The following is a 24,001-nucleotide window of genomic DNA, read 5'->3' on the forward strand; positions in this document are numbered from 1 at the left end:
CCATCGCTCATCGATCAGCGCCGGCTGACCAGCAGACCGAGCAGGAAGCCGACGCCAGCGGCGATGCCCACGGCTTGCCATGGATGATCGCCGACGTAGTCTTCGGTGGCGTCCACGGCGGCCTTGCCCTGGTCGCGCACGGAGTCCTTGGTGGAATAGATGGCGTCGCGGGCGCGCTTGAGGCTTTCGTGGATCTGCGCGCGCATCTGGTCGGCTTCGGCGCCGGCCAGGTCGGCCGAGCTCTGCAGGAGTTTTTCGGTGTCGCTGACGAGGGCCTGGAATTCGGCCAGGAGTTCATCCTTGGCGGCGTTCACTGCGGTCTTGCGAGGCATGTGATGCTCCTTGTGCGGGTTGAGGTTCCTAGTTTTCGAGCCCCAGGCTCGCTGGAAAGTTTCTCATAAATTCACCATGGGGCCGCTCTCGCGTGAGAGTTGAAGCCTAGCTGCTATTGGTTTCGCTGGTGGTATGCCGCTTGCATTTCTCTGGTGCGCATGGAGAGCGGAGCGCCCCACGGCGGGGCGTTCCCGATGCCTGGAAAGGCCGGGAATCGAAGCTCAAACCACTGAAAAACATAAGGAAGTACAGGAAATTGCAACGCTGCTCGAATGGCTTCCGGGCCATTCTGGGTCAGCGCTCGGCCCCTCTGTGGTGCGCCACTGCTTCAGTGTGGTGCGGTGCGGGGTGGCCGCGAGCCGTTTTGGTGCTTTCCCCTTGACCTCCGGGGCTGCCTGTAGCGATGGAAAACCTCAATAGTGCCGTAGAGACGCTGGTCCACGGCTCCAACACGCTGTTCCTCCTGATGGGCGCGGTCATGGTGCTGGCCATGCACGCGGGCTTCGCGTTCCTGGAAGTGGGCACGGTGCGCCTGAAGAATCAGGTCAACGCCTTGTCGAAGATTCTCTCGGACTTTGCCATTTCGGCTCTGGCCTACTTCTTCGTGGGCTACTGGATCGCTTATGGCGTCACCTTTCTGCAGCCGGCGGCGCAACTGACGACTGAAAACGGCTACGCGCTGGTGAAGTTCTTCTTCCTGCTGACCTTCGCCGCGGCGATTCCCGCGATCATTTCGGGTGGCATTGCCGAGCGGGCGAAATTCGGCCCGCAGTTGGTCGCCACCGCGCTGATCGTGGCTTTCGTCTATCCCTTCTTCGAAGGGCTGATCTGGAATGGCAACTACGGTTTTCAGGGCTGGCTGAAGGCCGAGTTCGGCGCGGCCTTCCATGATTTCGCCGGCTCCGTGGTGGTGCACGCCTTTGGCGGCTGGCTGGCGCTGGCGGCGGTGGTCCTGCTCGGTCAGCGCAATGGCCGTTATCGCGAGGGGCGACTGGTGGCCTTCGCTCCGTCGAACATTCCGTTTCTGGCGGCGGGCTCCTGGATCCTGATCGTCGGCTGGTTCGGCTTCAACGTGATGAGTGCGCAATCCCTGGCAGGTGCAAGCGGGTTGGTGGCGGTGAACTCGCTGCTGGCGATGGTCGGCGGCACCGTGGCGTCGCTGCTGGTCGGCCGCAATGACCCGGGCTTCCTGCACAACGGTCCGCTGGCTGGGTTGGTGGCGGTGTGCGCGGGTTCCGATCTGATGCACCCCATCGGTGCCCTGGCCACCGGCATGGTGGCAGGTGCACTGTTCGTCTGGGCCTTCACGGCGACCCAGGTGCGCTGGAAGATCGACGACGTGTTGGGCGTCTGGCCGCTGCATGGCCTGTGTGGCGCCTGGGGCGGTATCGCCTGCGGTATTTTCGGTCAGCAGGCGCTGGGAGGGCTGGGTGGGGTCAGCCTGGCCAGCCAGGCGATCGGCACGCTGCTCGGGGTGACGGTAGCCTTCGCGGGTGGCTTGCTGGTGTACGGCCTGGTAAAGTCGACGGTAGGCATCCGCCTGACGAAGGAGGAGGAGTACTACGGCGCCGACTTGTCGATCCACAAGATCGGGGCGCTCAGTCAGGACTGAAGGATATTGTCGGAGCGAGCTTGCTCGCGAACGCTTCGCGCCGGAGTGGCGGTCGAGAGGTTCGCGAGCAAGCTCGCTCCTACAAAAGAGCAAGAAAAAGCCCGGCGGTTGCCGGGCTTTTTCGTTATGCAGTGCGGGTTACCAGAGCGGCATGGTGTAGCTGACGATCAGACGGTTCTCGTCGTAGTCGTTCGTGTAGTTGGTGCGCATGGTTGCGTTGCGCCACTTCACGCCGAGGTTCTTCAGCGGGCCATCCTGGAAGACATAGGCGATGTCGGTGTCGCGTTCCCATTCCTTGCCTTCGCCGGAGGTGGTGATCAGGTCGATGTTGTCGCCCTTCACGTAGCGGGTCATGAAGGTCAGGCCGGGGATGCCGAGGCCGGCGAAGTTGTAGTCATAGCGCGCCTGCCAGGACTTCTCGTCCTTGTTGGCGAAGTCGCCGATCTGGATGTAGTTCACCAGGTAGGGGTCGGTGCCGTTGATGTAGGCGAAGCCGGTGTCGCCGCTCATCTTCTGGTAGCCGACGCCAAACGCGTGGTAGCCCAGGGCATAGGTGAACATGGCGTTGAGCGCCTTGTTGTCGACGTTGCTGCCGCCGTCGTCGTCGGACTTGGCCCAGCGGATGTCGGACTTCAGCGACTGCTTGTCGGCAATCGGCAGCACGTGGATCAGGCCCAGGTAGTGCTGTTTGTAGATGTCTTCCAGGCCGCCGTAGTGGTAGCTGGTGCTGAGGCTGTCGGTCCACTTGTAGGTGAGGCCGCCGAAGAGGAACTTGTTGCTGGTGGTGGCATCGCCGAGCTTGATGTTGCGTTTGCCACCGCCGGTAATGGTCATGTCCTCGTAGTCGGAGGAGTCACGCTGGTTCACCTGGTAGAGGCGGCCGCCATCGACGGTCAGGCCGTCGAGTTCCGCGGAGTTCAGGGCGAAGCCGCTGAAGGTCTGCGGCAGCAGGCGGGTATCGTTGTACTGCACCACCGGCATCTTCGGCAGCAGGGTGCCGGCCTTCAGGGTGCTCTTGGATGCGCGCAGCTTGGCGGTGATGCCCAGGTCGCCATAGCTGTCTTCGGCACGACCGTCGCTGCGCGAGCGCTGCAGCAGGCCGGTGCCGCTGCGGTCTGGCGAGGAGTCGAGTTTCAGGCCCAGGGTGCCCAGGGCGTCGACGCCGACACCGATGGTGCCGTCGGTGTAGCCCGATTCGTACTTGAGAATGAAGCCTTGTGCCCATTCCTCGGCCTTGTTCTGGGTCGGGGCCGGGCTGTCCTGGCGGAAGTCGCGGTTGAAGTAGAAGTTACGCAGTTCGACGGTGGCCTTGCTGTCCTTGATGAAGTCAGCGTGGGCGAGTGTCGGAAGGATAAAGCTGGTACCCAGCGTGGACAAAGCCACGGCACGGGCGATCGGGGTCTTGCTCATTGTTATTGTCTCCTCGAGCGCTTGGGGCAGTTCGGTGATACCGGGTGGATCAGGCCGGCATGTCGATCTGTTACAGCCTATCTACTAAATCATTACCGAATGTTGACGACTCTTAGACCTTAGTCGCTGATTAGTGAGCTGGCTATTGAAGCGCTGAGCGGCGACCGGCGCGGCTTTCACTGAATCCACTGGGGGTAGTAGCCGAGCTTGTCCTGCACCTGCGCGTCGTGGGCTGGCACTACGGTCAACTTTGGATAGGCAAGCATCAGTTCGTGCACGCGAGCCACTTCGGCCAATGTCTGCTCGCGGTCGCTGTCCACCAGTTTGCGACTGACCCAGAACTTCTCGTGGGGGCCGGTGAAGCCGGACAGGCGCCAGGTGGTGTCGCCGCTGAAGAAGAAGCGGCGACCATCATCCAGGGTGATGAACAGGCCAACCGAACCGGGGGTGTGGCCGCGCATCGGCACCAGTACCAGGCTGCCGTCGCCGAACAGATCGAGGCTGCGGTCGTAGCTCAGGAAGGGGCCGGACTCGAACTGGAACGGCTGCCACTTCAGCGGATGACGGAATTGGCTGGGAAACACGGCTGGCGGCTGGGCGATGTGGGCGTAGTTGATCTCTTCGTAGGTTGCCCACACCGGCACGTCCGGGAAGTCAGCCAGACCCGAGGCGTGGTCCCAGTGGGCGTGGGACAGGATGATCCGGTCGATACCTATGCCGCTGCCCAGCAATTGGTCTCGTGCGGGTTTCAGGCCCTCGTACTGGAACAGCGGCTTGTCCCACCAGGGCATGTCCTGCTTGAACTGCGCGTCTGCCTGGCTGCCCAGCCCGGTGTCGAACAACAACGTCGCGGCGTGGTGCTGGATCAGTACCGCGGTGTGGTTGAGCGGGACTTTTTGCGTCCAGTCGCCGCCGGCCACGGTGAAGGCGTCCAGGGTAGTGACGCCGGAAGTGCGGATCAGCGAGAAGCGCAGCTCGGCGGCCTCGGCGGTCAGGCCGGCGAGGGCGAACAGCCCGGCCAGCAGCAGGGATGGCAGACGCATTGGAATTTCCTTTTCTTGCAGCGCAGAGGTAGGCCGCCGCGAGAGCGGCGGCGCAAAGGGTCAGAGTGCGGGTTGGGCGACATAGCCGGGCAGGGCGCGCACACGTGCCAGCCAATCCTGCACATAGGGATAGGCGGACGGTTCCAGGCCGCCCTCCGGCGCCAGTGCGACGTAGGGATAGACGGCAATGTCGGCGATGCTCGGTTTTTCGGTCTGCGCCAGCCAGCGGTGGTCGGCCAGCGTCGCATCCAGCAGTTCCAGGGCATGGCGGCCCTTGGCCTGGGCTGCGCCCAGGTCGCCCGGGCGCTTGAACAGCAGAATCACCCGTGCCAGGGCCAGGCCGTGCTGTACCTCGTTGGCCGAGTAGCTCAGCCAGTTGGCGATGCGCCCCTGGGTCATGGCGTCCTGGGGGGACCAGTGCGGCTCGCCGTATTGCCGTGCGAGGTAGGCCAGGATGGCGTGGGAGTCGCCCAGGCGGAGTTCGCCGTCTTCCAGCGCTGGCACCTGGCCACGCGGATTGATCGCCAGGAAGGCCGGGCGCTTGTGCGCGCCGCCCTGCAGGTCCACCGGCACCAGCTCAGCCTTGCGGCCGATGAGCCCGAGGAACAGACGAACCTTGTAGCAGTTACCGGAAAGCGCGACGTCGTGGAGTTTCATGGCGAGAGCCCTGTGCATTGTTGTGGGGACAGTGAGATAGATATTAGACAGACAGGTCTGTATAGTTCAAGCGAAATGACCGCTCGCCAATCGACATCCGAGCTGCCGCTTCCGGCAACTGTCCGGCTCCCCATGGGCAGCAAGCCTCGCGCATAATGTGCGGTCAGGAGGTAATGCCATGGCATCCAGCAAACGCGAGCTGCTGCTCAACACCGCCCAGGACCTGTTCTACCGCGAGGGCTACCACGCCACCGGCATCGATCGGATCCTTGCCGAGTCAGGCGTCGCGAAGATGACGCTGTACAAGCACTTCAAGTCCAAGGACGAGCTGATCATGGCGGCGCTGGAAGAGCGCCACGCACGTATGGTCGAGCGCATGGAGGTGGCCGAACGCATCCTCGCGCCCCGCGAGGCGATCCTGGCGATCTTCGATGGCCTGCAGGAGGTGCTCGACAGCCCGGACTTCTGCGGATGTGCTTTCATCCATGCGGCCGGTGAATTCCACGACCGCGGCCACCCCATCCATCAGCAGGCCGCCGAGCACAAGGCTTTCCTCGGGCGCTTCTTCACAACCCAGCTGGAACGCCTGGGCGCCGCACAACCTCAGGCGCTGGCCCGCCAGCTGCAGTACCTGCTCGAAGGCGTGCTGGTGATGGCGCACATGCAGGGCCCGGCGCAGCAGGGGCGAGAAGCCCGCGCCATGGCTGATACGTTGCTCAAGCACGCCGGAGTCTGACCCCATGCAATCGCCCCTGGAGTCTCACATGCCCCCCGAATGCCAACTCTTCGGCACCCTTGGCTGCCACCTGTGCGAAGTGGCCGAAGCGGTGCTCATGCCCTTCGTCGAACACGGCCTGCTGGTCGAACTGGTGGACATCGCCGATCGCGAGGAGTGGGTTGAGCAATATGGCCTGAGCATTCCCGTGCTGCGCCGCTGCGATTCCGGCGCCGAGCTGAACTGGCCCTTCGACGCCGAACAGGTCGCTACTTTCCTCAGCCGCTGACGCGTGTGGCGGCTTTCCCTCTCCTCAATCAGCCGATACGAGGCGCAATGCAATGAAGATCGGATTTCTCGGACTGGGCGGCATGGGCGCTGCCATGGCTGCCAACCTCATCAAGGCCGGCCACCAGGTCGTCGTTTGGAATCGCTCGCCGGGTGCCGCCGAGCCACTGGTGGCGCTGGGTGCCGTTGCCGCCACTACGCCTGTGCAGGCTTTCGACGTCGAGCTGGTGATTTCCATGCTCGCCGACGACAACTCCACCCGCGCCGTCCTGCTGGACAGTGGCGCCCTGGCCTCGGCCAAGGCCGGGCTGGTGCACCTGAGCATGGCCACGCTGTCTACCGCCCTCGTCGGTGAACTGGTTGAATTGCACCGCGAGCAGGGCGTCGAGTTCGTCGCGGCGCCGGTGTTCGGGCGCACCGATGTTGCCGCTGCCGGCAAGCTGAACATCCTGGTCGCCGGCCCCGAGGCCGCCATTGCCAAGGCGCAGCCGGTGCTCGACGTGCTGGGGCAGAAGACCTGGCCGCTGGGCGACGATCCGCTGCGCGCCGTGGCGGTGAAGATCGCCGGCAACTTCATGATCGCCAGCGCCATCGAAGCGATGGGCGAGAGTGCGGCCCTGGTGAAGACCTACGGCGTGGCGCCGGGCGAGTTCATGGAGATCATGGGCAATACCCTGTTCAACGCGCCGGTATACCGCAACTACGGTGCGCTGATTGCCGAGCAGCGCTTCGATCCGGCGGCGTTCCGTCTGGTGCTCGGTCTGAAGGACGTGGGACTGGCGCTGTCGGCAGGGCAGGAGCAGCACGTGCCGCTGCCGTTTGCCAGCATCCTGCGCGATAACCTGCTGGAAGCCATCGCCCACGGCGACGGTGAACTGGATTGGAGCGCGTTGTCGCAGGTGGCGCTGCGCAAGTCTGGGCAGCTCTGATTCGCCCATGAAAAAGCCCGTCCGGCTGGACGGGCTTTTTTGTGCCTGAAGATTGGCCTGCATGAAAAATCGCAGGCAATAAAAAACCCGCCGTCAGGCGGGTTTTTCGGGATTTGGTCGGAGCGACTGGATTCGAACCAGCGACCTTCTCGTCCCGAACGAGACGCGCTACCAAGCTGCGCTACGCTCCGTTTGTTGGCGCGCATTCTACCGAAAAACTTTTGACGCACAAGGGGTTAGCGAAAAATATTTTTCGCCCCCCGGTAAAACGCGAACGCCCCGCAGACCGGTCAGGGGCTGCGGGGCGTTTTCACCACCGGGCGAATCAGAGGTCCTTGACGGTCCGTACCTGATCCTTGTTCACGCGGGCGGTTTTGCCATCCAGCTGTTCGAACTCATAGAAGCCGGATTCTTCGTCGTACTTGGGTTTGTCGACCGACTGAATCTCGCGACCATCGTTCAGGGTGATGACGGACGGCGTGGAGCAACCAGCGAGCACTCCAAAACCCAGGGCGAGCAGGAAGGCGGGAAGCATCCGTTTGTTCATTGGTGAATCTCCTGATGAGCGAACATAAAGGTACGAAAAGTCTGACCGGGTGCTTCTTGGCATAGTTCCCGGAAAATTTCCGAATATGTCGCTATCGAGCGTGATAGAGCAGCTCCGGGGTGTTCAGATTGGCCAGGCGCGGGTCGCCGGCCGGGCAGTCCACCGCGTGCAGGCCCAGCTTCGCGAATACGTGGCGCGGGCTGCGGTCCCCCTGAAGCCAGGCGTCTTCTATCTGTGCGCGCAGGGCTACCGGGATGATGCTGAACAACGGCTCCCACTGGGCGCCACAGCGCAGCATGTGTACGACACCCGGCGCTGCGGCAGATGCGCGCAGCAGACGCTCGAGCAATTCAGCGTCCAGCTGTGGCGCGTCGCAGGGCAGCACCAGCAGGTGGCTGTGGCGAGCGACGGCCAGGCCCGCGCGGATGCCGGCCAGCGGGCCCGGGAAATCCGTGCTGTCGTCCTGCACCAGGCGGTCGGCGAAACCTGCATAGACGTCTGCGTTGCGGTTGCACGAGATGATCAGGTCATCGCTGAACGGGCGGGCGAGGGCGGCGGCGTAACTCACCAGCGGGCGGCCCTGCCATTCCAGCAGGCCCTTGTCCTGGCCGCCCATGCGCTGGCCGCGTCCTCCGGCAAGAATCAGGGCGGAACAGGGGGGCAGCGGGGCTTGTGGCATGTCAGGGTCTCCGGGGCGGGCCTGTGATATAACACCGCGCATTCCCACCTCACAAGCAAGGGCCCTCATCATGAGCCACAAGGCCGAGCAGCCATTCGTCCCGCTGAACATCGCCGTCCTCACCGTCAGCGACACCCGCACCCTGGAAACCGACACCTCCGGCCAGCTGTTCGTCGACCGCCTGAAGGCCGCCGGGCACAATCTGGCCGCCCGCGTGCTGCTCAAGGATGACCTCTATCGCATCCGCGCCCAGGTCGCGACCTGGATAGCCGAGGACGAAGTGCAGGTGGTGCTGGTGACCGGCGGTACCGGCTTCACCGGCCGCGACAGCACCCCGGAAGCCGTGACCTGCCTGCTGGACAAGGTGGTGGATGGCTTCGGCGAACTGTTCCGGCAGATTTCCGTGGCTGACATCGGTACCTCCACCGTGCAGTCCCGCGCGTTGGCCGGCCTGTCCAATGGCACCCTGGTCTGCTGCCTGCCGGGCTCGACCAATGCCTGCCGCACAGCCTGGGACGGCATTCTCGGCGAGCAGCTGGATGCCAGCCATCGCCCGTGCAACTTCGTTCCGCACCTGAAGAAGGCGGCGCCCTGCGAGAGCCGCGGATGAGCTGCTGCGACAAGCCCGGCCTGCTGCCGGTCGAAGACGCCCTGGCGCGCCTGCTGGCGCTGGCCGAACAGTCTCCGATCTCCGAGTGCGAAACCTTGCCGTTGGCCGCCGCCGATGGCCGCGTGCTGGCCGAGCCGCTGCTGGCCGGCCTGGACCTGCCGCCGTGGCCGAACAGTGCCATGGACGGCTACGCGCTGCGCCTGTCCGACTGGCAGGGCAAAGCGCTGCCGGTAAGCCAGAAGATATTCGCCGGTCAGGCCGGTGAACCGCTGCAACCGGGCACCTGCGTGCGCATCTTCACCGGCGCGCCGGTGCCGCAAGGCGCCGACTGTGTGGAAATGCAGGAAAACGCCGAGGTGCTGGAGGATGGCCGTGTGCGCTTCCTCGAAGTGATGGAAGCCGGCCAGCACATCCGCCCGCAGGGCCAGGAAACCCGCAAGGGTGACTGCGTGCTGCCCACCGGCACGCGCATCGGCCCCATCGAGATCGGTCTGGCCGCGTCCCTCGGCCACGCCGAATTGACAGTGCGCCGTCGCCCGCGCGTGGCGCTGCTGTCCACCGGCGACGAGCTGGTCGAACCGGGCCAACCGCTGGCGCTGGGGCAGATCTACAACAGTAACCGGCATCTGCTGCGCACCTGGCTGTTGCGCTTCGGTTGCGAGGTGGTGGACGCCGGCATCTTGCCCGATGACCTCGAACGCACCCGTGCTGCACTGGCCGGTCTGTCGAACGTCGATCTGATTCTCTCCACTGGCGGCGTGTCGGTCGGCGAGGCGGATTTCCTTGGCGCGGCCCTGCGCGAAGCCGGCGAGCTGGCGCTGTGGAAGCTGGCGATCAAGCCGGGCAAGCCGCTGACCGTTGGGCATTACCAGCAGGTGCCGGTGATTGGCCTGCCGGGCAATCCCGCTTCCACCCTGGTGACTTTCGCGCTGCTGGCGCGGCCTTACCTGATGCGCCGCCTCGGTATGCAGAAGGTCGAGCCGCTGCGCCTGCAGGTGCCCGCCGGGTTCAACTGGACCAAGCCGGGCAACCGCCGCGAGTACCTGCGTGCGCGCCTGGAGGGCGGGCGCGCGGTGCCCTATGCCAACCAGAGCTCCGGCGTGCTGCGCAGCGCAGCCTGGGCGGAAGGATTGGCGGAAGTGCGTGAAGGGATGACGGTGGCCGAAGGCGACTGGCTGGCCTTCATTCCGTTCAGCGAACTCTTCGACTGATCCCGTATTTGTAGGAGCGAGCTTGCTCGCGAACCGCCTGATGCCTGAGAGTCCGGCAGCGTTCGCGAGCAAGCTCGCTCCTAAAGATTTCCGGTGATTATCGATGGGGGCGCAGGAGAGGATTCCTCCGCAATTCGGCCGGCAGGGCCGGCCGGTCAGCCGTCACGGACGGAGTCCGCTCCTGCGCAAAGCCGCCCACCTTGCGGACGCAGGGAATCATGCCTGCTCCAGGAAAAACGCCGGTCTCAGACCGGCGTTTTTTTATGCTGCTGGCGATACTCGCCCGGCGTCTGGTCGGTCCAGCCCTTGAAGCTGCGGTGGAACGAGCGTGATTCGGTGAAGCCCAGGTACTGGGCGATGTCCTGGATCGGCAGGTCGCTGTGTACCAGGTAGTGCTCGGCCAGTTCCTGGCGCAGCTCGTCGAGGATCTGCTGGTAGCTGGTGCCGGCCTGCTGCAGGTGGCGCTGCAGGGTGCGCACGGTCATCTCGAAGCGCTCGGCGACGCGCTCCTTGCGCGGCAGGCCGTCCTTGAGCAGCAGGCGCAGGGCGTTCTTCACCCGCAGCGGCAGCGGCTCGTCGTCGTCCAGTTCTGCCATCAGCGCCAGGGCGTGCTCTTCCAGGGTGCGCAGCAGGTTGGCGTCGGCCTGGCGCAAGGGGTAGCTCAGCAGTTGCAGGGGCACCAGCAGGGCGCTGAAGGGTTGTTCGAAGCGCACCGGGCAGCCGAACAACTGCTCGTACTCGGCAACATCGGTGCCTTCGGGCTGCGCGTGCTCGAACCAGACTTCCTGCGGCGAGCCATTGGTGTCGGCGATCCAGCGCGCATACAGCAGCCAGGACGCCAGCACGTTCTCCACCATGTGCCGGCGGATCTGTGCGGCCTCGTGGCGGCAGTTCCAGATCAGCTTGATATGGTCTGCGCCCGGTTCCAGGCGGCTGACGCCCATGTCACCGACCAGCTTCTCGTAGGGAATGATGCGGCCCATGGCTTCGCCGAGGTTGGCGCAGTTCATGGTGATGTAGCCCAGCACGCTCCACGAGCCCGGCTGCACGAAGCGTGCGGAGTGCAGACCGAACAGCGGGTCGCCGGAATGCGCGCATAGATGCTGCAGCAGGCGTTCGTGAGCCTCGCTGGGCAGGCGCTGGCTGTTGTCGCTCAGTTGCGAGCGCTCAAGCCCCGCGGCCTTGAGGGCGACGTCCAGGTCCATGCCGAGGGACTCGGCGTGGCGCAGGTATTTCAGCAGTGCGGGGACGGAGGTATAGCCGAGGGAATGCATGGCGTTCGTTCTTGTTCTGGGTGTCTCGATCGGCAACTGCGCCTGTCTTGATCCGACAGTGACAGGGCAGGGCGGCTGGCTAGTATAGGCAGCCATCAAGCGGCACCGAAATAGCAATCGAAATTGCAGACAAAGACCCTGAATAAAAGGAGCGGGCATGCGACGCTGGAACGGCTGGGGTGAAGAAACGACGGTGGTGGAACTGCCCGACAACGGACGCGCTTTTCTCGCCGAACTGGTCGGCCCGGGCCTGACGCTGCCGGACGCGACGCTGGAGCAGGTGCTGGCCAAGGTGCCAACCTCGCGCCTGCCCGAGCATCCGCTGGTGGTGCGCGAAGCTCGCGACCGCCTGCTGCACGCCCGTGGCCAGAGCCTGCCGGACTGGCTGGCGATGCGCGAAGGCGAGTTCGGCGTATTCCCCGATGGCGTCGCCTACCCGCAGACCGCCGAGCAGATTCGCGAGCTGCTGAAGTTCGCCGAGCTCTGGGACTGCCTGGTGATCCCTTATGGCGGCGGTACCTCGGTGGCCGGCCATATCAACCCGCCGGACTCCGACAAGGCGGTGCTCACCGTTTCCCTGGAGCACATGAACCGACTGCTGGAGCTGGACGAGCAGAGCCTGATCGCCACCTTCGGCCCCGGCGCCAATGGCCCGCAGGTGGAAAGCCAACTGCGCGCCCGTGGCTATACCCTCGGCCACTTCCCACAGTCCTGGGAGCTTTCCACCCTCGGTGGCTGGGTTGCCAGCCGCTCCAGTGGCCAGCAGTCGCTGCGCTACGGGCGCATCGAGCAACTGTTCGCCGGCGGCACTCTGGAAACCTTCGCCGGCAGCCTGGAGATCCCGACCTTCCCGGCATCTTCCGCCGGCCCGGACCTGCGCGAAGTGGTGATGGGTTCCGAAGGCCGCTTCGGCATTCTTTCCTCGGTGAAAGTGCGGGTAACGCGCATCGCCGACGACGAGCGCTTCTACGCCGTGTTCCTGCCGTCCTGGGAGCAGGCACTGGAAGGCATCCGCACCCTGGTACAGGCACGTGTGCCGCTGTCCATGCTGCGCCTCTCGAACGCCGTTGAAACGACTACCCAGCTCGCGTTGGCTGGCCATCCGGGGCAGATCGCCTGGCTGGAGCGCTACCTGAAGCTGCGTGGCGCGGCCGACGGCAAATGCATGCTGACCTTCGGTGTCACCGGCGATCGTGCACAGAACGCCACTTCCCTGCGTGCCGCGCGACGTCTTCTCAAGGGCTTCGGTGGGGTATTCACCGGCACCCTGCTGGGCAAAAAGTGGGCGCAGAACCGTTTCCGCTTCCCCTACCTGCGCGAGGCGCTGTGGGAGAACGGCTACGTGGTGGACACCCTGGAAACCGCCACCGACTGGTCCAACGTCGACAACCTGCTCAACCGCATCGAGGCCAGCCTGCGCGACGGCCTGGCCGCCGAGGGTGAGCGTGTGCACGTGTTCACCCACCTGTCGCACGTCTACGGCGAGGGTTCGAGCATCTACACCACCTATGTGTTCCGCCCTGCCGCCAGCTACGCAGAAACACACGAGCGCTGGCGCAAGCTCAAGCACGCTGCCAGCCAGACCATCGCCAACAATCGCGGCACCATCAGCCACCAGCACGGCGTGGGCAAGGACCACGCGCCCTATCTGCCAGTGGAGAAGGGCCCGCTGGGGATGGCGGCGATCAAGGCGCTGGCCGGGCATTTCGACCCGTCCGGTCGGCTGAACCCCGGCACCTTGCTGCAGGACTGAACCCATGCCTGCCTGGAACGCAACCTGGCGCGCCGAAGCGTTGCCCGAGCTGGCGGCGCGTGACTGGGATCTGATCGTGGTCGGTGGCGGCATCACCGGCGCCGGCATCCTGCGTGAGGCCGCGCGACGCGGCTGGCGTTGCCTGCTGGTGGAGCAGCGCGACTTCGCCTGGGGCACCTCCAGCCGCTCCTCGAAGATGGTCCACGGCGGCCTGCGCTATATCGCCAAGGGCCAGTTCGGCCTGACCCGCGACTCGGTGCGCGAGCGCCAGCGCCTGCTGGGTGAGGCGCCGGGGCTGGTCGATCCGCTGAGCTTCATCATGCCGCACTACCAGGGCGGCTTCCCCGGCCCGCGGGTGTTCGGCACCTTGCTGTCGCTGTACGACGCACTGGCCGGGCGCCGCAATCATCTGTTCCATCGCCTGGAAGAGCTGCGTTACCTGGCGCCTGGGTTGAAGGAGGACCGGTTGCTGGGCGGCACGCGTTTCCAGGACGCAGTGACCGACGACGCGCGCCTGGTGATGCGCGTGCTCGGTGAGGCGCGCGCCGAGGGCGGCGAGGCGCTGAACGGCCTGAAGGTGATCGAACTCGATCGCCGTGACGACCGTGTTCAAGGGCTGGTCGCCGAGGACAGCGAGAGCGGCGAGCGCTTCACCTTCCGCGCTCGCGCCGTGGCGCTGGCCACCGGTGCCTGGGCCGATGCCTTGCGCCAGAAGCACGGCAGCGAGCACATCCGCCCGCTGCGCGGCAGCCATCTGCTGCTGCCGGCCTGGCGCTTGCCGGTCGCCCACGCCTTCAGTTTCATGCATGGCCAGGACAAGCGCCCGGTGTTCGTCTTCCCCTGGGAAGGCGCGACTGTGGTCGGCACCACCGACCTCGATCATCGCGCCACGCTGGATGACGACGCTGCCATCAGCCGTGAGGAAGTGGAATACCTGCTGGCGGCCTGTGCGCAGCAGTTCCCGGCGGCGCAGATCACTGCCGGAGATGTGCGCTCCACCTGGGCCGGCGTGCGCCCGGTGGTCAGCGATGGCGCGCCGTCACTCAAGCCGTCGGACGAAAAACGCGAGCATGCGCTGTGGGTCGAGCCCGGTTGCGTGACATTAGCTGGCGGCAAGCTCACCACCTTCCGCCTGCTGGCGCTGGAGGTGCTCGCGGCCTGTGCGCCGATGCTGGCGCGGCCGCTGGAAGCCGCCGGCGAACAGGTCTTCGCGCCGGTGGAGAATGTCGCCCTGCCTGGCCTGACGCCTCCCCAGCAAAACCGTCTGCGCGGTCGCCATGGTCGCGCCCTGCCGGAACTGGCACGGGTGCTGGGCGTCGTGGGCAGCGAGTGCATCGGCCACACCGATTCGCTCTGGGCCGAGCTGGCCTGGGCGGCGGAAGGCGAACTGGTGCTGCACCTGGACGATCTGCTGTTGCGCCGCACCCGCATCGGCCTGTTGCTGGCCGACGGCGGCGCCCATGAACTGCCAGGAATCCGTGCCCTGTGCCAGCCACGCCTGGGCTGGGACGACGCACGCTGGAAACGCGAAGAACAGGACTACCTGGCGCTGTGGCGTCGCTGCTACAGCCTTCCGCATTGACCGAAGCCCTCATTGATCAAGAGCCCATGAATAACAACAACTACCTGCTGGCCATCGACAACGGCACCCAGAGCGTGCGCGCGCTGCTCTTCGATCTCCAGGGCAACCTGGTGGGCAAGGGCAAGGTCGAACTGGAAGCTTATTTTTCCTCGCAGCCCGGCTGGGCCGAGCAGCACCCGGACTACTACTGGGAACAGCTGGGCGAGGCCTGCAAGCGCCTGTGGGCCAGCGTGGACATCGACCGCAGCCGCATCCTTGGCGTGTCGCTGACGACCCAGCGCGGCACCGTGATCCATGTTGACGAAGCCGGCCAGGCGTTGCGCCCGGCGATCATCTGGCTGGACCAGCGTCGCGCCGAACTGGGCGAGTCGATCAAGGGGCCTTGGGGCTGGCTGTTCAAACTGGTGGGCGCGCAGGGCGCGGTGGACTACTTCCGCACCCAGGCCGAAGTGAACTGGGTCGCCCAGCAGCAACCGGACATCCACCAGCGCACACACAAGGTGCTGCTGCTTTCCGGCTTCCTCACCCAGCGCCTGTGCGGGCGCTACGTGGATTCGGTGGCCTGCAGCGTGGCCTACCTGCCATTCGACTACAAGAAGCTGCAATGGGCCGCGCCGCGCGACTGGAAATGGCAGGTGCTGGACGTGCGCCGCGAGCAGTTGCCGGAGCTGTTCAAGCCTGGCGAGAAGCTGGGTGAGATCACCGCCGAGGCCAGTCGCCTGACCGGTATACCCGCAGGCTTGCCGCTGATCGCCGCGGGCGCCGACAAGGCCTGCGAAGTGCTCGGTGCGGGCGCCATCGATCCGACCGTAGCCTGCCTGTCCTATGGCACCACCGCGACCATCAACACCACCCGTTCGCGTTACCTGGAAACCATCCCGCTGATCCCGCCATACCCGGCGGCGATCCCCGATCACTTCAACACCGAGGTGATGATCTATCGCGGCTTCTGGATGGTCAGCTGGTTCAAGCGCGAGTTCGGCCTGCGCGAGATGCAGCGCGCCGAAGAGCTGGGTATCGAGCCGGAGAAACTCTTCGACGAACTGGTCAACAGCGTGCCCGCCGGCTCCATGGGCCTGATGCTGCAACCTTACTGGACGCCGGGCATCCGCGAGCCGGGCCTGGAAGCCAAGGGTTCGATCATCGGCTTCGGTGACGTGCACACCCGCGCGCACATCTATCGCGCCATCCTCGAAGGGCTGGCCTACGCGCTACGCCAGGGCAAGGAGCGCATCGAGAAGCGCTCCGGTACCCGTATCCAGCGCCTGCGCGTGGCTGGCGGTGGTTCGCAGAGCGACGCGGCGATGCAGCTCACCGCCGACATCTTCGGCCTGCCGGCGGAGCGCCCGCACGTCTACGAAGCGTCCGGCCTGGGTGCGGCCATCGATTGTGCGGTGGGCCTCAAGCTCTATCCGGACTTCAGCAGCGCCATCGCCGCCATGACCCGCGTCGGCGACGTGTTCCACCCGCGCCCCGAGGCGCAGCGTACCTACGAGCGGCTCTACGGCGAGGTCTATCAGCGCATGTACAAGCAGCTCAAGCCGCTGTATCAGAGCATTCGGGAGATCACCGGCTACCCGGCCTGAGCGGCAAATCAAGTGGGAGGAAATGTCTTCGCGCTAGTCTGAGTCCATATCCAATGGACTCACCGGGAGGAAACCCGCCATGACGCAAGCCAAGGCCCTGCTGATCCTGCACGGCAAGCAAGCCGCCAACGAAGAGGTGCGTGCCGCCGTGCTGGCCACGCGCGAAGCGGGGCGAGCACTGGATGTGCGGGTGACCTGGGAGGGCGGCGACGCCCGGCGCCTGGTGGAGGAGGGGCTGGCGGCGGGATACACCACGCTGATCGCCGGCGGTGGCGACGGCACCGTGCGCGACGTCGCCGAAGCGCTGGTCCAGGCCGGCGGCAAGGCCAGCCTGGCAATCCTGCCGCTGGGCACCGCCAACGATTTTGCCCGTGCCGCCGGCGTGCCGCTGGAGCCGGCCGCCGCGCTGGCGCTGCTGGACGTACCGGCGCGGCCCATTGACCTGGGCGAAGTGGACGGGCAGTTCTTCCTCAACATGGCCACCGGCGGCTTCGGTTCGAAGGTTACCGCCAACACCCCGGAAGACCTGAAGAAACTGCTCGGCGGGGCTGCCTACCTGCTCACGGGGCTGACGCGCTTTTCCGAGGTGCATGCAGCGCAAGGTCGCTTTACCGGGCCGGACTTCGAATGGGAAGGCGAATTCCTCGCCCTGGGCATCGGCAATGGCCGCCAGGCCGGCGGCGGACACGTGCTCTGCCCGCAGGCCACGGCGGACGACGGTTTGCTGGATGTGAGCATCCTGCCGACGCCGCAGGACATGGTCGGCACTCTCGGCGCACTGCTCGGTAGCGGCTTCGGCACCCAGGACGTATTCGTCCGCGCGCGGGTGCCCTGGGTCGAGGTGGAGGCCCGCGAAGGGCTGGACGTCAACCTCGATGGCGAACCGCTGGAAGGCCGCAAGCTGCGCTTCGAGATACGCCCGGCAGCGCTCAGGATGCACCTGCCGGCGGATTCGCCGTTGCTTTCCGCCACTGGGCGCCTGGCCGCTGAGCCGGGCTGATCGCGCTGGTCCGGATCGGGCAAGTCGTGCATGATGGCGCACGGCCAGTATCTTGTTGGCGACGATACGGCCGATAGCTCTCCCGCACGACTCATTTCGAATCTGGAGCAGGCATGGCCGGTATTCTCGACACTGTCGATCAACGTACCCAACTGGTAGGCGAGAACCGCCTGGAAATCCTGGTCTTCCGCCTCGCCGGGCGGCAGCAGTTCGCGATCAACGTGTTCAAGGTGCAGGAAGTCCTGCAGCTGCCGCGCCTGACCCTGATCCCGCAGCGCCACCCGATGATCTGCGGGGTGATCAACCTGCGCGGCCAGACCCTGCCGGTGATCGATCTGTCGCGTGCCATCGGCATGCGCGCGCTGACCCCGGATGCCAACAGCACCATCATCGTCACCGAGTACAACCGCTCGGTGCAGGCCTTCCTGGTGGGCGGGGTGGAGCGCATCCTCAACCTCAACTGGGAGTCGATCCAGCCGCCGCCCGGTGGCGCCGGTCGCCAGCATTACCTGACCGCGATCACCAAGGTGGAAGACCGCCTGGTGGAGATCATCGATGTCGAGAAGGTGCTGGCCGAGATCGTGCCGATGAATACCCGTGTCTCCAGCGACCGCCTGGACGACACACTGCTCAGCCAGACCCGTGGCCGCGAAGTGCTGGTGGTGGATGACTCGAGCGTCGCCATCACCCAGCTGCGCGATACGCTCGGCCAGCTCGGCCTGCGCCTGCACGTGGCCACTGACGGCCTGCGCGCGCTGCAGCAGCTCAAGCGCTGGGCGGACGAAGGCCTGGACATGGACGAGAAGCTGCTGATGGTCTTTACCGACGCCGAGATGCCGGAGATGGACGGTTATCGGTTGACCACCGAGATCCGCAGCGATCCGCGCCTGCGCGATCTCTACGTGGTGCTGCATACGTCGCTGTCGGGCAGCTTCAACGATGCCATGGTGAAGAAGGTCGGCTGCGACGATTTCCTCTCCAAGTTCCAGCCGGACCAGTTGGTCGAAGTGGTGCGCCGTCGCTTGCAGAAAGTCCCTGCCTAGCTGCTTTCAAAGGAGCGAGCTTGCTCGCGAACCGCTTGATGTCGTTGCCTCCGGAAAAAGCGTTCGCGAGCAAGCTCGCTCCTACAAGTTCGTTGCCATTGCTAGACGCCCGTTCCACACCGTATAAGGTCGCTTTCGCCTGCACGAAAGGAAGCCTCCGATGTACACCCTCAGCGAGCTCTACCGCTACCCGGTCAAATCCACTGCCTACGAGCCCCTGGAGTCCGTCCGCCTGGACGCCCTGGGCCTGGAAGGGGATCGACGCTGGATGGTGGTCGACTCTGCCAACGGGCGCTTCCTGACCCAGCGCCTGCTGCCGCAGATGGGCCGTATCGAGGCGCGCTGGCAGGACGATTTCCAGGTATTGCGCCTGCGCGCACCGGGCATGGACGACCTGCTGGTGAAGGTGCCGGGGCGCGATGACAACCTGCGTGGCGTGCTGATCTGGCGCGACATGTTGCAGGTGCCCGATGCCGGTGATGCGGCGGCGCAGTGGCTGAGCACCTTCCTGCAGCGTGATGTGCGCCTGGTGCAGATTCCCGAGGAGCGTGCACGGCAGGTGGATACCGCCTACGCCGAGCCTGGCGAACACGTGCATTTTGCCGACGGCTTCCCGTTGCTGCTGATCGGCCAGGGCTCGCTGGACGACCTGTCGGCCAAGGTTGGTCGCCCGCTGGAGATGCTGCGCTTCCGCCCGAACCTGGTGGTGGCCGGCGCCGAACCGTTCGCCGAGGACGGCTGGAAGCGCATCCGCATCGGTGATGTCACTTTCAAGGTCGCCAAGCCCTGCTCGCGCTGCATCCTCACCACCATCGACCCGCATACCGGCGAGCGCGATGCCGCCCGCGAGCCTTTGGCGACCCTGCTGGGCTATCGCAACGTCAATGGCGAGGCGCTGTTCGGTCAGAACCTGCTGGCGGAAAACCGCGGTGAGCTCAAGCTGGGCATGCCGGTGGAAGTGCTGGAATAACGGACCGGCGTACGACGCGGAGCGTTGAACGCCCTACGTAACTGCATGTGGGTATGGAAGTTCTGGAGTAGCGCGCATAGGCACATCGCGCCTAGGGTTGTGCGCAGCCCCAACTTGTAGGAGCGAGCTTGCTCGCGAACTCGCCCGACGCCTGTGCCGCCGGAAAATCTGTTCGCGAGCAAGCTCGCTCCTGCAGGGGGTGTTCGCCGTCAGCGCCTTACAGCTTGCTGTCGACGCAACCGGTGCTCTGGCACTCGCGCTCACGCTCGCGCAGCACGGCCAAGCGCTCGTTGGTCTTGTCCACGGCGCATTGCAGGTTGACGAAGTAGCCGCCGTCGCGCTCGTAGCTGCACTGCGCATCGCGATCCTTGATCCAGGCGATCTGGCTCTTCTTCAGCGCGGCCTTCTGGCCGTCGTTGAGCATCTTGCGCAGGGTGCCGAATTCATTGTTCAGCTCGCGGTCAACCTGGGCGTATTCGGTGCTCAGGCAATACACGCTGTCGAAGGCGTTGCGCGGCTTCTCGCAGGCAGCCAGGGCCAGATCGGCGCTGAGCAGGCCGGCGGCAAGCATGGAGAGGGAGAGAACGGTCTTGCGCATGGAAATTTCCTTTTTTCCTTGAGGAGATGAAAGCCGCCCGGCGAGTGCCGGGCGGTGGAGGATGTCAGAGTTCGTCGAAGAAGCGTTCGTGCCAGTCGACGATGGGCTGCGGCGCGTTGAGCTTCTGCCCGTAGATCACTGCGTAGGACAGCACGTTCTGCACGTAGGAGCGGGTCTCATCGAACGGAATGGTCTCGACCCAGACGTCGAAGGCCAGGTGGCGCGCATCCTTCAGCCACTGGCGTACGCGGCCGGGGCCGGCGTTGTAGGCGGCGGTGGCGAGCACGCGGTTGCCGTTGAACTGGCCGTGCACCTGGCTCAGGTAGGCAGCGCCGAGTTGGATGTTCACATCCGGCACTATCAGTTGCTGCGGCGAAGCCAGCGGGATGCCGAACTTGCGCGAGGTTTCCTTGGCGGTGGCCGGCATCAGCTGCATCAGGCCGGTGGCGCCAACGCCCGAGCGTGCATCGGACATGAAGGCGCTTTCCTGGCGGGTGATGGCGAACACCCAGCTGGAGTGCAGGCCGCGGTTGCGTGCCTCGCGCACCAGGGTATTGCGGTAGGCCATGGGGAAGCGGATATCCAGGTCGTCCCAGTACTTGGCCTGGCTGATGGCACGGATGGCGGGGAAGTACCACTGCATGTCGTAGGCGATCTTGGCCTGGGCCAGCAGCTCGTCGTGGCTCAGGTGGCGGGCGGCGTGGTACCACTCGCGGCGGGCGTTGATGATCTCGCCACGGGCGTAGAACTCCAGGGCCCGGCGGGTGCTCGGCGCGTTGCGTACGCGCTGCATTGTCGCCGCGTCCAGCGATACCGGGCGGTTATTCAACTGGTAGGGGGCGTTGATCCGGTCCGCGGCGAGGAACCCGTAGAAGTCGCGTTCGCCAGCCACCGGCTGGTACAGGCTGATGGCCTGCTTGTTCTGCGGCTGCGCCAGTTGCAGCGAGCGCGCCTGCCAGTACTTCCAGCGGTTGGTCTCGGCCAGTGACGGCGGCAGCGCGCGGGTCAGCTTGTAGGCTTCTTCCCAGCGGCCCAGGCGCAGCAGCAGGCGCAGGCGCCATTCGGTGACGGTGTCGTCGCGCAGTTGCGGGTCGTACTTGACCATCATCGGCAGGGCGCGCGGGTCATAGCGACGCGCCAGGCTCAGGCCGATCTCGCGGGCGATGGAGACTTTCTCGTCGCTGGAGAAGGGCAGCACCGAGCTGTAGTAGTCCAGCAGGTTGATGGCCTTTTCCGGGTCCTGCTTGGCCAGGCGGCGCAGGCCGAGGCCGACCACGTCGGCAGTGGCGTGGTCGCGGGCGCCGAAGCGGGTGGTCTGGCTCAGCTGCGCCGGGTTCTGCGCGACATTGACCATCAGCGCGCCCTGGCTGCCCAGGGTCGGCAGGCGCTTGGAGAGCACCGTGGCGAGGCTATAGTTGCCTTTCTCGGCGGCCAGCTTCAGGCGCTTCCAGACCTTTTCCTCGGTGAGCTGGCCATCGGCCTGCCACATGGCGAAGGTCGTGTCGCAAGCGTCGGGCTGCGGCTTGCCCACCAGCCAGAGCTTCTCGGCGGTGGCGTAGCCTTCGGCCTTGTTGCCGTGGCCCAGCTGGTACTGGCCGTAGAGGCAGTCCAGCTCGGTGAAGTTCATCTTCGGGTCGTAATAACGGACGAACGTGTTCCAGTCGCCGCGATCGGCCAGTTGGCGCATCCAGCGCAGTTTCAGCCAGTTGATCTGCGGCAGGTCGCCGTGCTGCTCGATGAAACGTTCGATTTCGGCGTTGCTGGCGCTTTTCAGGCGGTTGGTCAGCTCGTCGTAGGCCAGGTACGGCTGCAGCGGATAATCGGCCAGTGCCGACTGGTAGCTGAAATACGGGCCGCTGTCGCCACGCGCCAGTGCCTTCTGCGCCTCGTCGTACATCTGGCGCTGCTGGGGCAGGGACGCTGCGTTGGCTGTCGAAGCGGACAGGCTGAGGATCAGGCAGGAAAACAGTGAGAAAAGGCGACCGCGCATGGCTCTTCCGGGAAGATGATCGGTGGGCGCTGGATGACGCGCGCCCGCTGCCACCTAGCTTAGCCTGTTGCGCGAGGGGGGCGAAAGCGCCGCCACGGTTACACCGTGCAAAGGCGGACGCCAGTCTCGCCTTGCGAGATTGTGTGCGACCCTCTGACTTTTGCGCACTTTCCCTTAAACTGCGCGCCCTGTTTGTGGAGATACCCAATGACCCTGCTCAAGTTCACCGATGTGTCCCTCGCCTTTGGCACCACTCCGCTGCTGGATAAGGTGTCCTGGCAGATCGCTCGGGGTGAGCGGGTTTGCGTCATTGGCCGCAACGGCACCGGCAAGTCGAGCATGTTCAAGCTGGTCAAGGGCGAGCAGAAGCCCGACGACGGCGACATCTGGCGCGCGCCCGCGCTGAAGATCGGCGAGTTGCCGCAGGAACTGCCACGTGCCGACGACCGGACTGTCTACGACGTGGTTGCCGAAGGCCTGGCCGAAGTCGGCGAACTGCTCGCGCGCTATCACCATCTGAGCATGCACATCGAAAGCGAAGAGGACCTGAACAAGCTGGCACGCGTCCAGCAGGACCTCGAAGCCCGCGATGGCTGGCGCCTCGGGCAACTGGTGGATACCACCCTGAGCCGCCTGCAACTGCCGGCCGACAAGACCCTCGCCGAGCTCTCCGGCGGTTGGCGTCGCCGCGTGCTGCTGGCCCAGGCACTGGTGGCCGAGCCCGACCTGCTGCTGCTCGACGAGCCGACCAACCACCTGGACATCGGCGCCATTGCCTGGCTGGAAAACGCCCTGGCGGACTTCCCCGGCGCCGTGCTGTTCATCACCCACGACCGTTCCTTCCTGCAGGCCGTGGCCACCCGCATCCTCGAACTGGACCGCGGCCACCTGATCGACTGGAACGGCGACTACGCCAGCTTCCTCGTCCATAAAGAGCAGGAACTGGCGGCGGAAGAGGCCGCCAACGCGCTGTTCGACAAGCGCCTGGCCCAGGAAGAAGTGTGGATTCGCCAGGGCATCAAGGCCCGCCGTACCCGTAACGAGGGCCGTGTACGTGCGCTCAAGGCCATGCGCAACGAGCGCGCCGAGCGCCGCGAGCGCCAGGGCAAGGCCAGCTTCCAGATGGAGACGGCCGAGAAGTCCGGCAAGCAGGTGATCGTCGTCGAGAAGGCCGGCTTCGCCCATCCGGGCGGCCCGGCGCTGATCCGTGATTTCTCCCTGGTGCTGCAGCGCGGTGACCGTATCGGCCTGCTCGGCGCCAACGGCACTGGCAAGACCACGTTGCTCAAGCTGCTGCTGGGCGACCTGCAGCCGACATCCGGCAGCGTCAAGGAAGGCACCCGACTGGAAGTGGCTTATTTCGACCAGTTGCGTCACCAGTTGGAGCCGGAAAAGACCGTTATCGACAACATTTCCGAAGGTCGCGAATTCATCACCATCAATGGGCAGAATCGCCACGTGCTCAGCTACCTGGGCGACTTCCTGTTCTCCCCGCAACGCGCCCGTACCCCGGTGAAAGCGCTCTCCGGGGGCGAGCGGGCACGCCTGTTGCTGGCGAAGTTGTTCAGCAAACCGGCCAACCTGCTGGTGCTGGACGAACCGACCAACGACCTGGACGTGGAAACCCTGGAACTGCTCGAAGAAGTGCTGCTGACCTTCGACGGCACCGTGCTGATGGTCAGCCACGACCGGGCCTTCCTCGACAACGTGGTCACCAGCACCCTGGTGTTCGAAGGTGAAGGACGCGTGCGCGAATTCGTCGGTGGCTACCAGGACTGGCTGCGCCAGGGCGGCTCGCCCAAGTTGCTTGGCGTGGGCGAGGAAAAGGCCGACAAGCCCGCTGCTGCCCCCGCACCCGAGCAACCGGCAGCTGTGGCTGCGCCGGCGGAAGCCGCGCCGAAAAAGAAACTCAGCTACAAGTTGCAGCGCGAGCTGGAAGCCATCCCCGGGCAGATCGACGCCCTGGAAGGCCAACTGGCTGCGCTGCAGGAAGAAACCGCGTCGCCGGACTTCTACCAGCGCCCGCAGGACGAGGCCCAGGCCGCTCTGGCGCGCCTGGCTTCCCTGCAGGAAGAGCTGGACCGGTTGATCGAGCGCTGGGCTGAACTGGAAGAATAATCCGGTCGGTCAGGCGAGGTGCCCGTGTGCGTATCGCTGATCAAAGACTGCTA

22 protein-coding genes and 1 tRNA gene are annotated in these 24,001 nt (G+C 65.3%); 13 read left to right on the plus strand and 10 right to left on the minus strand.

All coding sequences use genetic code 11. The features are described 5' to 3' along the window. Nucleotides 1-14: 14 nt before the first annotated feature. The gene (locus N5C91_RS28235) at nt 15-332 is read right to left on the minus strand and encodes a YqjD family protein (protein ID WP_045211754.1); all 318 of its coding nucleotides are present in this window, start codon (nt 330-332) and stop codon (nt 15-17) included. Between the two features lie 404 nt (nt 333-736). Between N5C91_RS28235 and N5C91_RS28240 the strand changes: the two genes are divergently transcribed. Next, nucleotides 737-1,945 (plus strand): ammonium transporter, encoded by a 1,209-nt coding sequence (locus tag N5C91_RS28240; RefSeq protein ID WP_279833590.1) that lies wholly within the window; start codon nt 737-739, stop codon nt 1,943-1,945. A gap of 138 nt (nt 1,946-2,083) precedes the next feature. On the opposite strand, the gene N5C91_RS28245 is transcribed toward N5C91_RS28240, so the two are convergent. The 3 genes from N5C91_RS28245 to N5C91_RS28255 all read right to left on the minus strand — a co-directional run bounded on the left by N5C91_RS28245 (nt 2,084) and on the right by N5C91_RS28255 (nt 5,055). Further along, nucleotides 2,084-3,355 carry an OprD family porin gene (locus N5C91_RS28245; RefSeq protein WP_236170926.1) on the minus strand — a complete coding sequence of 424 codons (1,272 nt, stop codon included), beginning with the start codon at nt 3,353-3,355 and terminating at the stop codon, nt 2,084-2,086. A 176-nt stretch (nt 3,356-3,531) separates the two neighbouring features. Beyond that, nucleotides 3,532-4,398, minus strand: a complete 867-nt coding sequence (locus N5C91_RS28250; RefSeq protein ID WP_279833592.1) for an MBL fold metallo-hydrolase — start codon at nt 4,396-4,398, stop codon at nt 3,532-3,534. 60 nt (nt 4,399-4,458) lie between these two features. Continuing rightward, nucleotides 4,459-5,055, minus strand: a complete 597-nt coding sequence (locus N5C91_RS28255) for a glutathione S-transferase family protein (RefSeq protein WP_279833595.1) — start codon at nt 5,053-5,055, stop codon at nt 4,459-4,461. Nucleotides 5,056-5,233: 178 nt separating this feature from the next. On the opposite strand from N5C91_RS28255, the gene N5C91_RS28260 reads away from it, so the two are divergent. The 3 genes from N5C91_RS28260 to N5C91_RS28270 are packed head-to-tail and all read left to right on the plus strand — an operon-like array spanning nt 5,234 to nt 6,987. After that, nucleotides 5,234-5,791, plus strand: a complete 558-nt coding sequence (locus tag N5C91_RS28260) for a TetR/AcrR family transcriptional regulator (protein WP_279833597.1) — start codon at nt 5,234-5,236, stop codon at nt 5,789-5,791. A gap of 28 nt (nt 5,792-5,819) precedes the next feature. Next, on the plus strand, nt 5,820-6,059 hold the full coding sequence (locus N5C91_RS28265; RefSeq protein WP_275094673.1) for a glutaredoxin family protein: 240 nt from the start codon (nt 5,820-5,822) through the stop codon (nt 6,057-6,059). 52 nt (nt 6,060-6,111) lie between these two features. After that, complete coding sequence (locus N5C91_RS28270; RefSeq protein WP_236170921.1) at nt 6,112-6,987, plus strand: NAD(P)-dependent oxidoreductase; 876 nt, start codon at nt 6,112-6,114, stop codon at nt 6,985-6,987. A 114-nt stretch (nt 6,988-7,101) separates the two neighbouring features. On the opposite strand, the gene N5C91_RS28275 is transcribed toward N5C91_RS28270, so the two are convergent. The 3 genes from N5C91_RS28275 to mobA form a co-directional block, all read right to left on the minus strand. Next, nucleotides 7,102-7,178, minus strand: a tRNA-Pro gene (locus N5C91_RS28275). Nucleotides 7,179-7,312: 134 nt separating this feature from the next. After that, nucleotides 7,313-7,534, minus strand: coding sequence for a YgdI/YgdR family lipoprotein (locus N5C91_RS28280; protein WP_017519306.1), 222 nt, complete (start codon nt 7,532-7,534; stop codon nt 7,313-7,315). A gap of 91 nt (nt 7,535-7,625) precedes the next feature. Then, nucleotides 7,626-8,213 carry a molybdenum cofactor guanylyltransferase MobA gene (gene mobA, locus N5C91_RS28285; protein WP_236170920.1) on the minus strand — a complete coding sequence of 196 codons (588 nt, stop codon included), beginning with the start codon at nt 8,211-8,213 and terminating at the stop codon, nt 7,626-7,628. A gap of 70 nt (nt 8,214-8,283) precedes the next feature. Between mobA and moaB the strand changes: the two genes are divergently transcribed. Together moaB and glp are read left to right on the plus strand one after the other, a co-directional pair. Beyond that, nucleotides 8,284-8,823 (plus strand): molybdenum cofactor biosynthesis protein B, encoded by a 540-nt coding sequence (gene moaB, locus N5C91_RS28290; RefSeq protein WP_081519428.1) that lies wholly within the window; start codon nt 8,284-8,286, stop codon nt 8,821-8,823. Then, entirely contained in the window at nt 8,820-10,034 is a 1,215-nt protein-coding gene (glp, locus tag N5C91_RS28295) for a gephyrin-like molybdotransferase Glp (protein ID WP_279833605.1), read from the plus strand. Before moaB ends, glp begins: the two co-directional genes overlap by 4 nt. A 245-nt stretch (nt 10,035-10,279) precedes the next feature. Here glp and N5C91_RS28300 read toward each other — a convergent pair whose 3' ends face one another. Next, complete coding sequence (locus N5C91_RS28300; RefSeq protein ID WP_236170918.1) at nt 10,280-11,308, minus strand: AraC family transcriptional regulator; 1,029 nt, start codon at nt 11,306-11,308, stop codon at nt 10,280-10,282. A gap of 157 nt (nt 11,309-11,465) precedes the next feature. Here N5C91_RS28300 and N5C91_RS28305 point away from each other — a divergent pair, with 157 nt between their 5' ends. The 6 genes from N5C91_RS28305 to N5C91_RS28330 all read left to right on the plus strand — a co-directional run bounded on the left by N5C91_RS28305 (nt 11,466) and on the right by N5C91_RS28330 (nt 19,242). After that, a complete protein-coding gene (locus tag N5C91_RS28305) occupies nt 11,466-13,061 on the plus strand; it encodes an FAD-binding oxidoreductase (protein ID WP_279833607.1) in 1,596 nt (531 codons plus the stop codon). Nucleotides 13,062-13,065: 4 nt separating this feature from the next. Beyond that, entirely contained in the window at nt 13,066-14,643 is a 1,578-nt protein-coding gene (locus N5C91_RS28310; protein WP_279833610.1) for a glycerol-3-phosphate dehydrogenase/oxidase, read from the plus strand. Between the two features lie 26 nt (nt 14,644-14,669). After that, nucleotides 14,670-16,229, plus strand: coding sequence for an FGGY-family carbohydrate kinase (locus tag N5C91_RS28315; protein ID WP_279833612.1), 1,560 nt, complete (start codon nt 14,670-14,672; stop codon nt 16,227-16,229). Between the two features lie 79 nt (nt 16,230-16,308). After that, complete coding sequence (yegS, locus tag N5C91_RS28320; RefSeq protein ID WP_279833615.1) at nt 16,309-17,229, plus strand: lipid kinase YegS; 921 nt, start codon at nt 16,309-16,311, stop codon at nt 17,227-17,229. A 113-nt stretch (nt 17,230-17,342) separates the two neighbouring features. Continuing rightward, the gene (locus tag N5C91_RS28325; RefSeq protein WP_236198596.1) at nt 17,343-18,272 is read left to right on the plus strand and encodes a chemotaxis protein CheV; all 930 of its coding nucleotides are present in this window, start codon (nt 17,343-17,345) and stop codon (nt 18,270-18,272) included. A gap of 160 nt (nt 18,273-18,432) precedes the next feature. After that, nucleotides 18,433-19,242: an MOSC domain-containing protein gene (locus N5C91_RS28330; RefSeq protein ID WP_279833616.1), complete on the plus strand. Its 810-nt coding sequence runs from the start codon at nt 18,433-18,435 to the stop codon at nt 19,240-19,242. Between the two features lie 217 nt (nt 19,243-19,459). Here the strand turns inward: N5C91_RS28330 and N5C91_RS28335 are convergent, their stop codons facing one another. After that, nucleotides 19,460-19,840 (minus strand): lysozyme inhibitor LprI family protein, encoded by a 381-nt coding sequence (locus N5C91_RS28335; protein ID WP_024766845.1) that lies wholly within the window; start codon nt 19,838-19,840, stop codon nt 19,460-19,462. 64 nt (nt 19,841-19,904) lie between these two features. Then, nucleotides 19,905-21,830 (minus strand): transglycosylase SLT domain-containing protein, encoded by a 1,926-nt coding sequence (locus N5C91_RS28340; protein ID WP_279833617.1) that lies wholly within the window; start codon nt 21,828-21,830, stop codon nt 19,905-19,907. A gap of 207 nt (nt 21,831-22,037) precedes the next feature. Here N5C91_RS28340 and N5C91_RS28345 point away from each other — a divergent pair, with 207 nt between their 5' ends. Then, entirely contained in the window at nt 22,038-23,948 is a 1,911-nt protein-coding gene (locus N5C91_RS28345; protein WP_236170909.1) for an ATP-binding cassette domain-containing protein, read from the plus strand. The last annotated feature ends 53 nt before the right edge of the window (nt 23,949-24,001 follow it).

The organism is Pseudomonas sp. GD03903, assembly GCF_029840045.1.
GTDB classification, from domain to species: domain Bacteria; phylum Pseudomonadota; class Gammaproteobacteria; order Pseudomonadales; family Pseudomonadaceae; genus Pseudomonas; species Pseudomonas pseudonitroreducens.

Bases quoted from the DNA above. Each gene is read 5' to 3' on its own strand.
- N5C91_RS28235 (WP_045211754.1), bottom strand. From the start codon at position 332: ATGCCTCGCAAGACCGCAGTGAACGCCGCCAAGGATGAACTCCTGGCC.
- N5C91_RS28240 (WP_279833590.1), top strand. From the start codon at position 737: ATGGAAAACCTCAATAGTGCCGTAGAGACGCTGGTCCACGGCTCCAAC.
- N5C91_RS28245 (WP_236170926.1), bottom strand. From the start codon at position 3,355: ATGAGCAAGACCCCGATCGCCCGTGCCGTGGCTTTGTCCACGCTGGGT.
- N5C91_RS28250 (WP_279833592.1), bottom strand. From the start codon at position 4,398: ATGCGTCTGCCATCCCTGCTGCTGGCCGGGCTGTTCGCCCTCGCCGGC.
- N5C91_RS28255 (WP_279833595.1), bottom strand. From the start codon at position 5,055: ATGAAACTCCACGACGTCGCGCTTTCCGGTAACTGCTACAAGGTTCGT.
- N5C91_RS28260 (WP_279833597.1), top strand. From the start codon at position 5,234: ATGGCATCCAGCAAACGCGAGCTGCTGCTCAACACCGCCCAGGACCTG.
- N5C91_RS28265 (WP_275094673.1), top strand. From the start codon at position 5,820: ATGCCCCCCGAATGCCAACTCTTCGGCACCCTTGGCTGCCACCTGTGC.
- N5C91_RS28270 (WP_236170921.1), top strand. From the start codon at position 6,112: ATGAAGATCGGATTTCTCGGACTGGGCGGCATGGGCGCTGCCATGGCT.
- N5C91_RS28280 (WP_017519306.1), bottom strand. From the start codon at position 7,534: ATGAACAAACGGATGCTTCCCGCCTTCCTGCTCGCCCTGGGTTTTGGA.
- mobA (WP_236170920.1), bottom strand. From the start codon at position 8,213: ATGCCACAAGCCCCGCTGCCCCCCTGTTCCGCCCTGATTCTTGCCGGA.
- moaB (WP_081519428.1), top strand. From the start codon at position 8,284: ATGAGCCACAAGGCCGAGCAGCCATTCGTCCCGCTGAACATCGCCGTC.
- glp (WP_279833605.1), top strand. From the start codon at position 8,820: ATGAGCTGCTGCGACAAGCCCGGCCTGCTGCCGGTCGAAGACGCCCTG.
- N5C91_RS28300 (WP_236170918.1), bottom strand. From the start codon at position 11,308: ATGCATTCCCTCGGCTATACCTCCGTCCCCGCACTGCTGAAATACCTG.
- N5C91_RS28305 (WP_279833607.1), top strand. From the start codon at position 11,466: ATGCGACGCTGGAACGGCTGGGGTGAAGAAACGACGGTGGTGGAACTG.
- N5C91_RS28310 (WP_279833610.1), top strand. From the start codon at position 13,066: ATGCCTGCCTGGAACGCAACCTGGCGCGCCGAAGCGTTGCCCGAGCTG.
- N5C91_RS28315 (WP_279833612.1), top strand. From the start codon at position 14,670: ATGAATAACAACAACTACCTGCTGGCCATCGACAACGGCACCCAGAGC.
- yegS (WP_279833615.1), top strand. From the start codon at position 16,309: ATGACGCAAGCCAAGGCCCTGCTGATCCTGCACGGCAAGCAAGCCGCC.
- N5C91_RS28325 (WP_236198596.1), top strand. From the start codon at position 17,343: ATGGCCGGTATTCTCGACACTGTCGATCAACGTACCCAACTGGTAGGC.
- N5C91_RS28330 (WP_279833616.1), top strand. From the start codon at position 18,433: ATGTACACCCTCAGCGAGCTCTACCGCTACCCGGTCAAATCCACTGCC.
- N5C91_RS28335 (WP_024766845.1), bottom strand. From the start codon at position 19,840: ATGCGCAAGACCGTTCTCTCCCTCTCCATGCTTGCCGCCGGCCTGCTC.
- N5C91_RS28340 (WP_279833617.1), bottom strand. From the start codon at position 21,830: ATGCGCGGTCGCCTTTTCTCACTGTTTTCCTGCCTGATCCTCAGCCTG.
- N5C91_RS28345 (WP_236170909.1), top strand. From the start codon at position 22,038: ATGACCCTGCTCAAGTTCACCGATGTGTCCCTCGCCTTTGGCACCACT.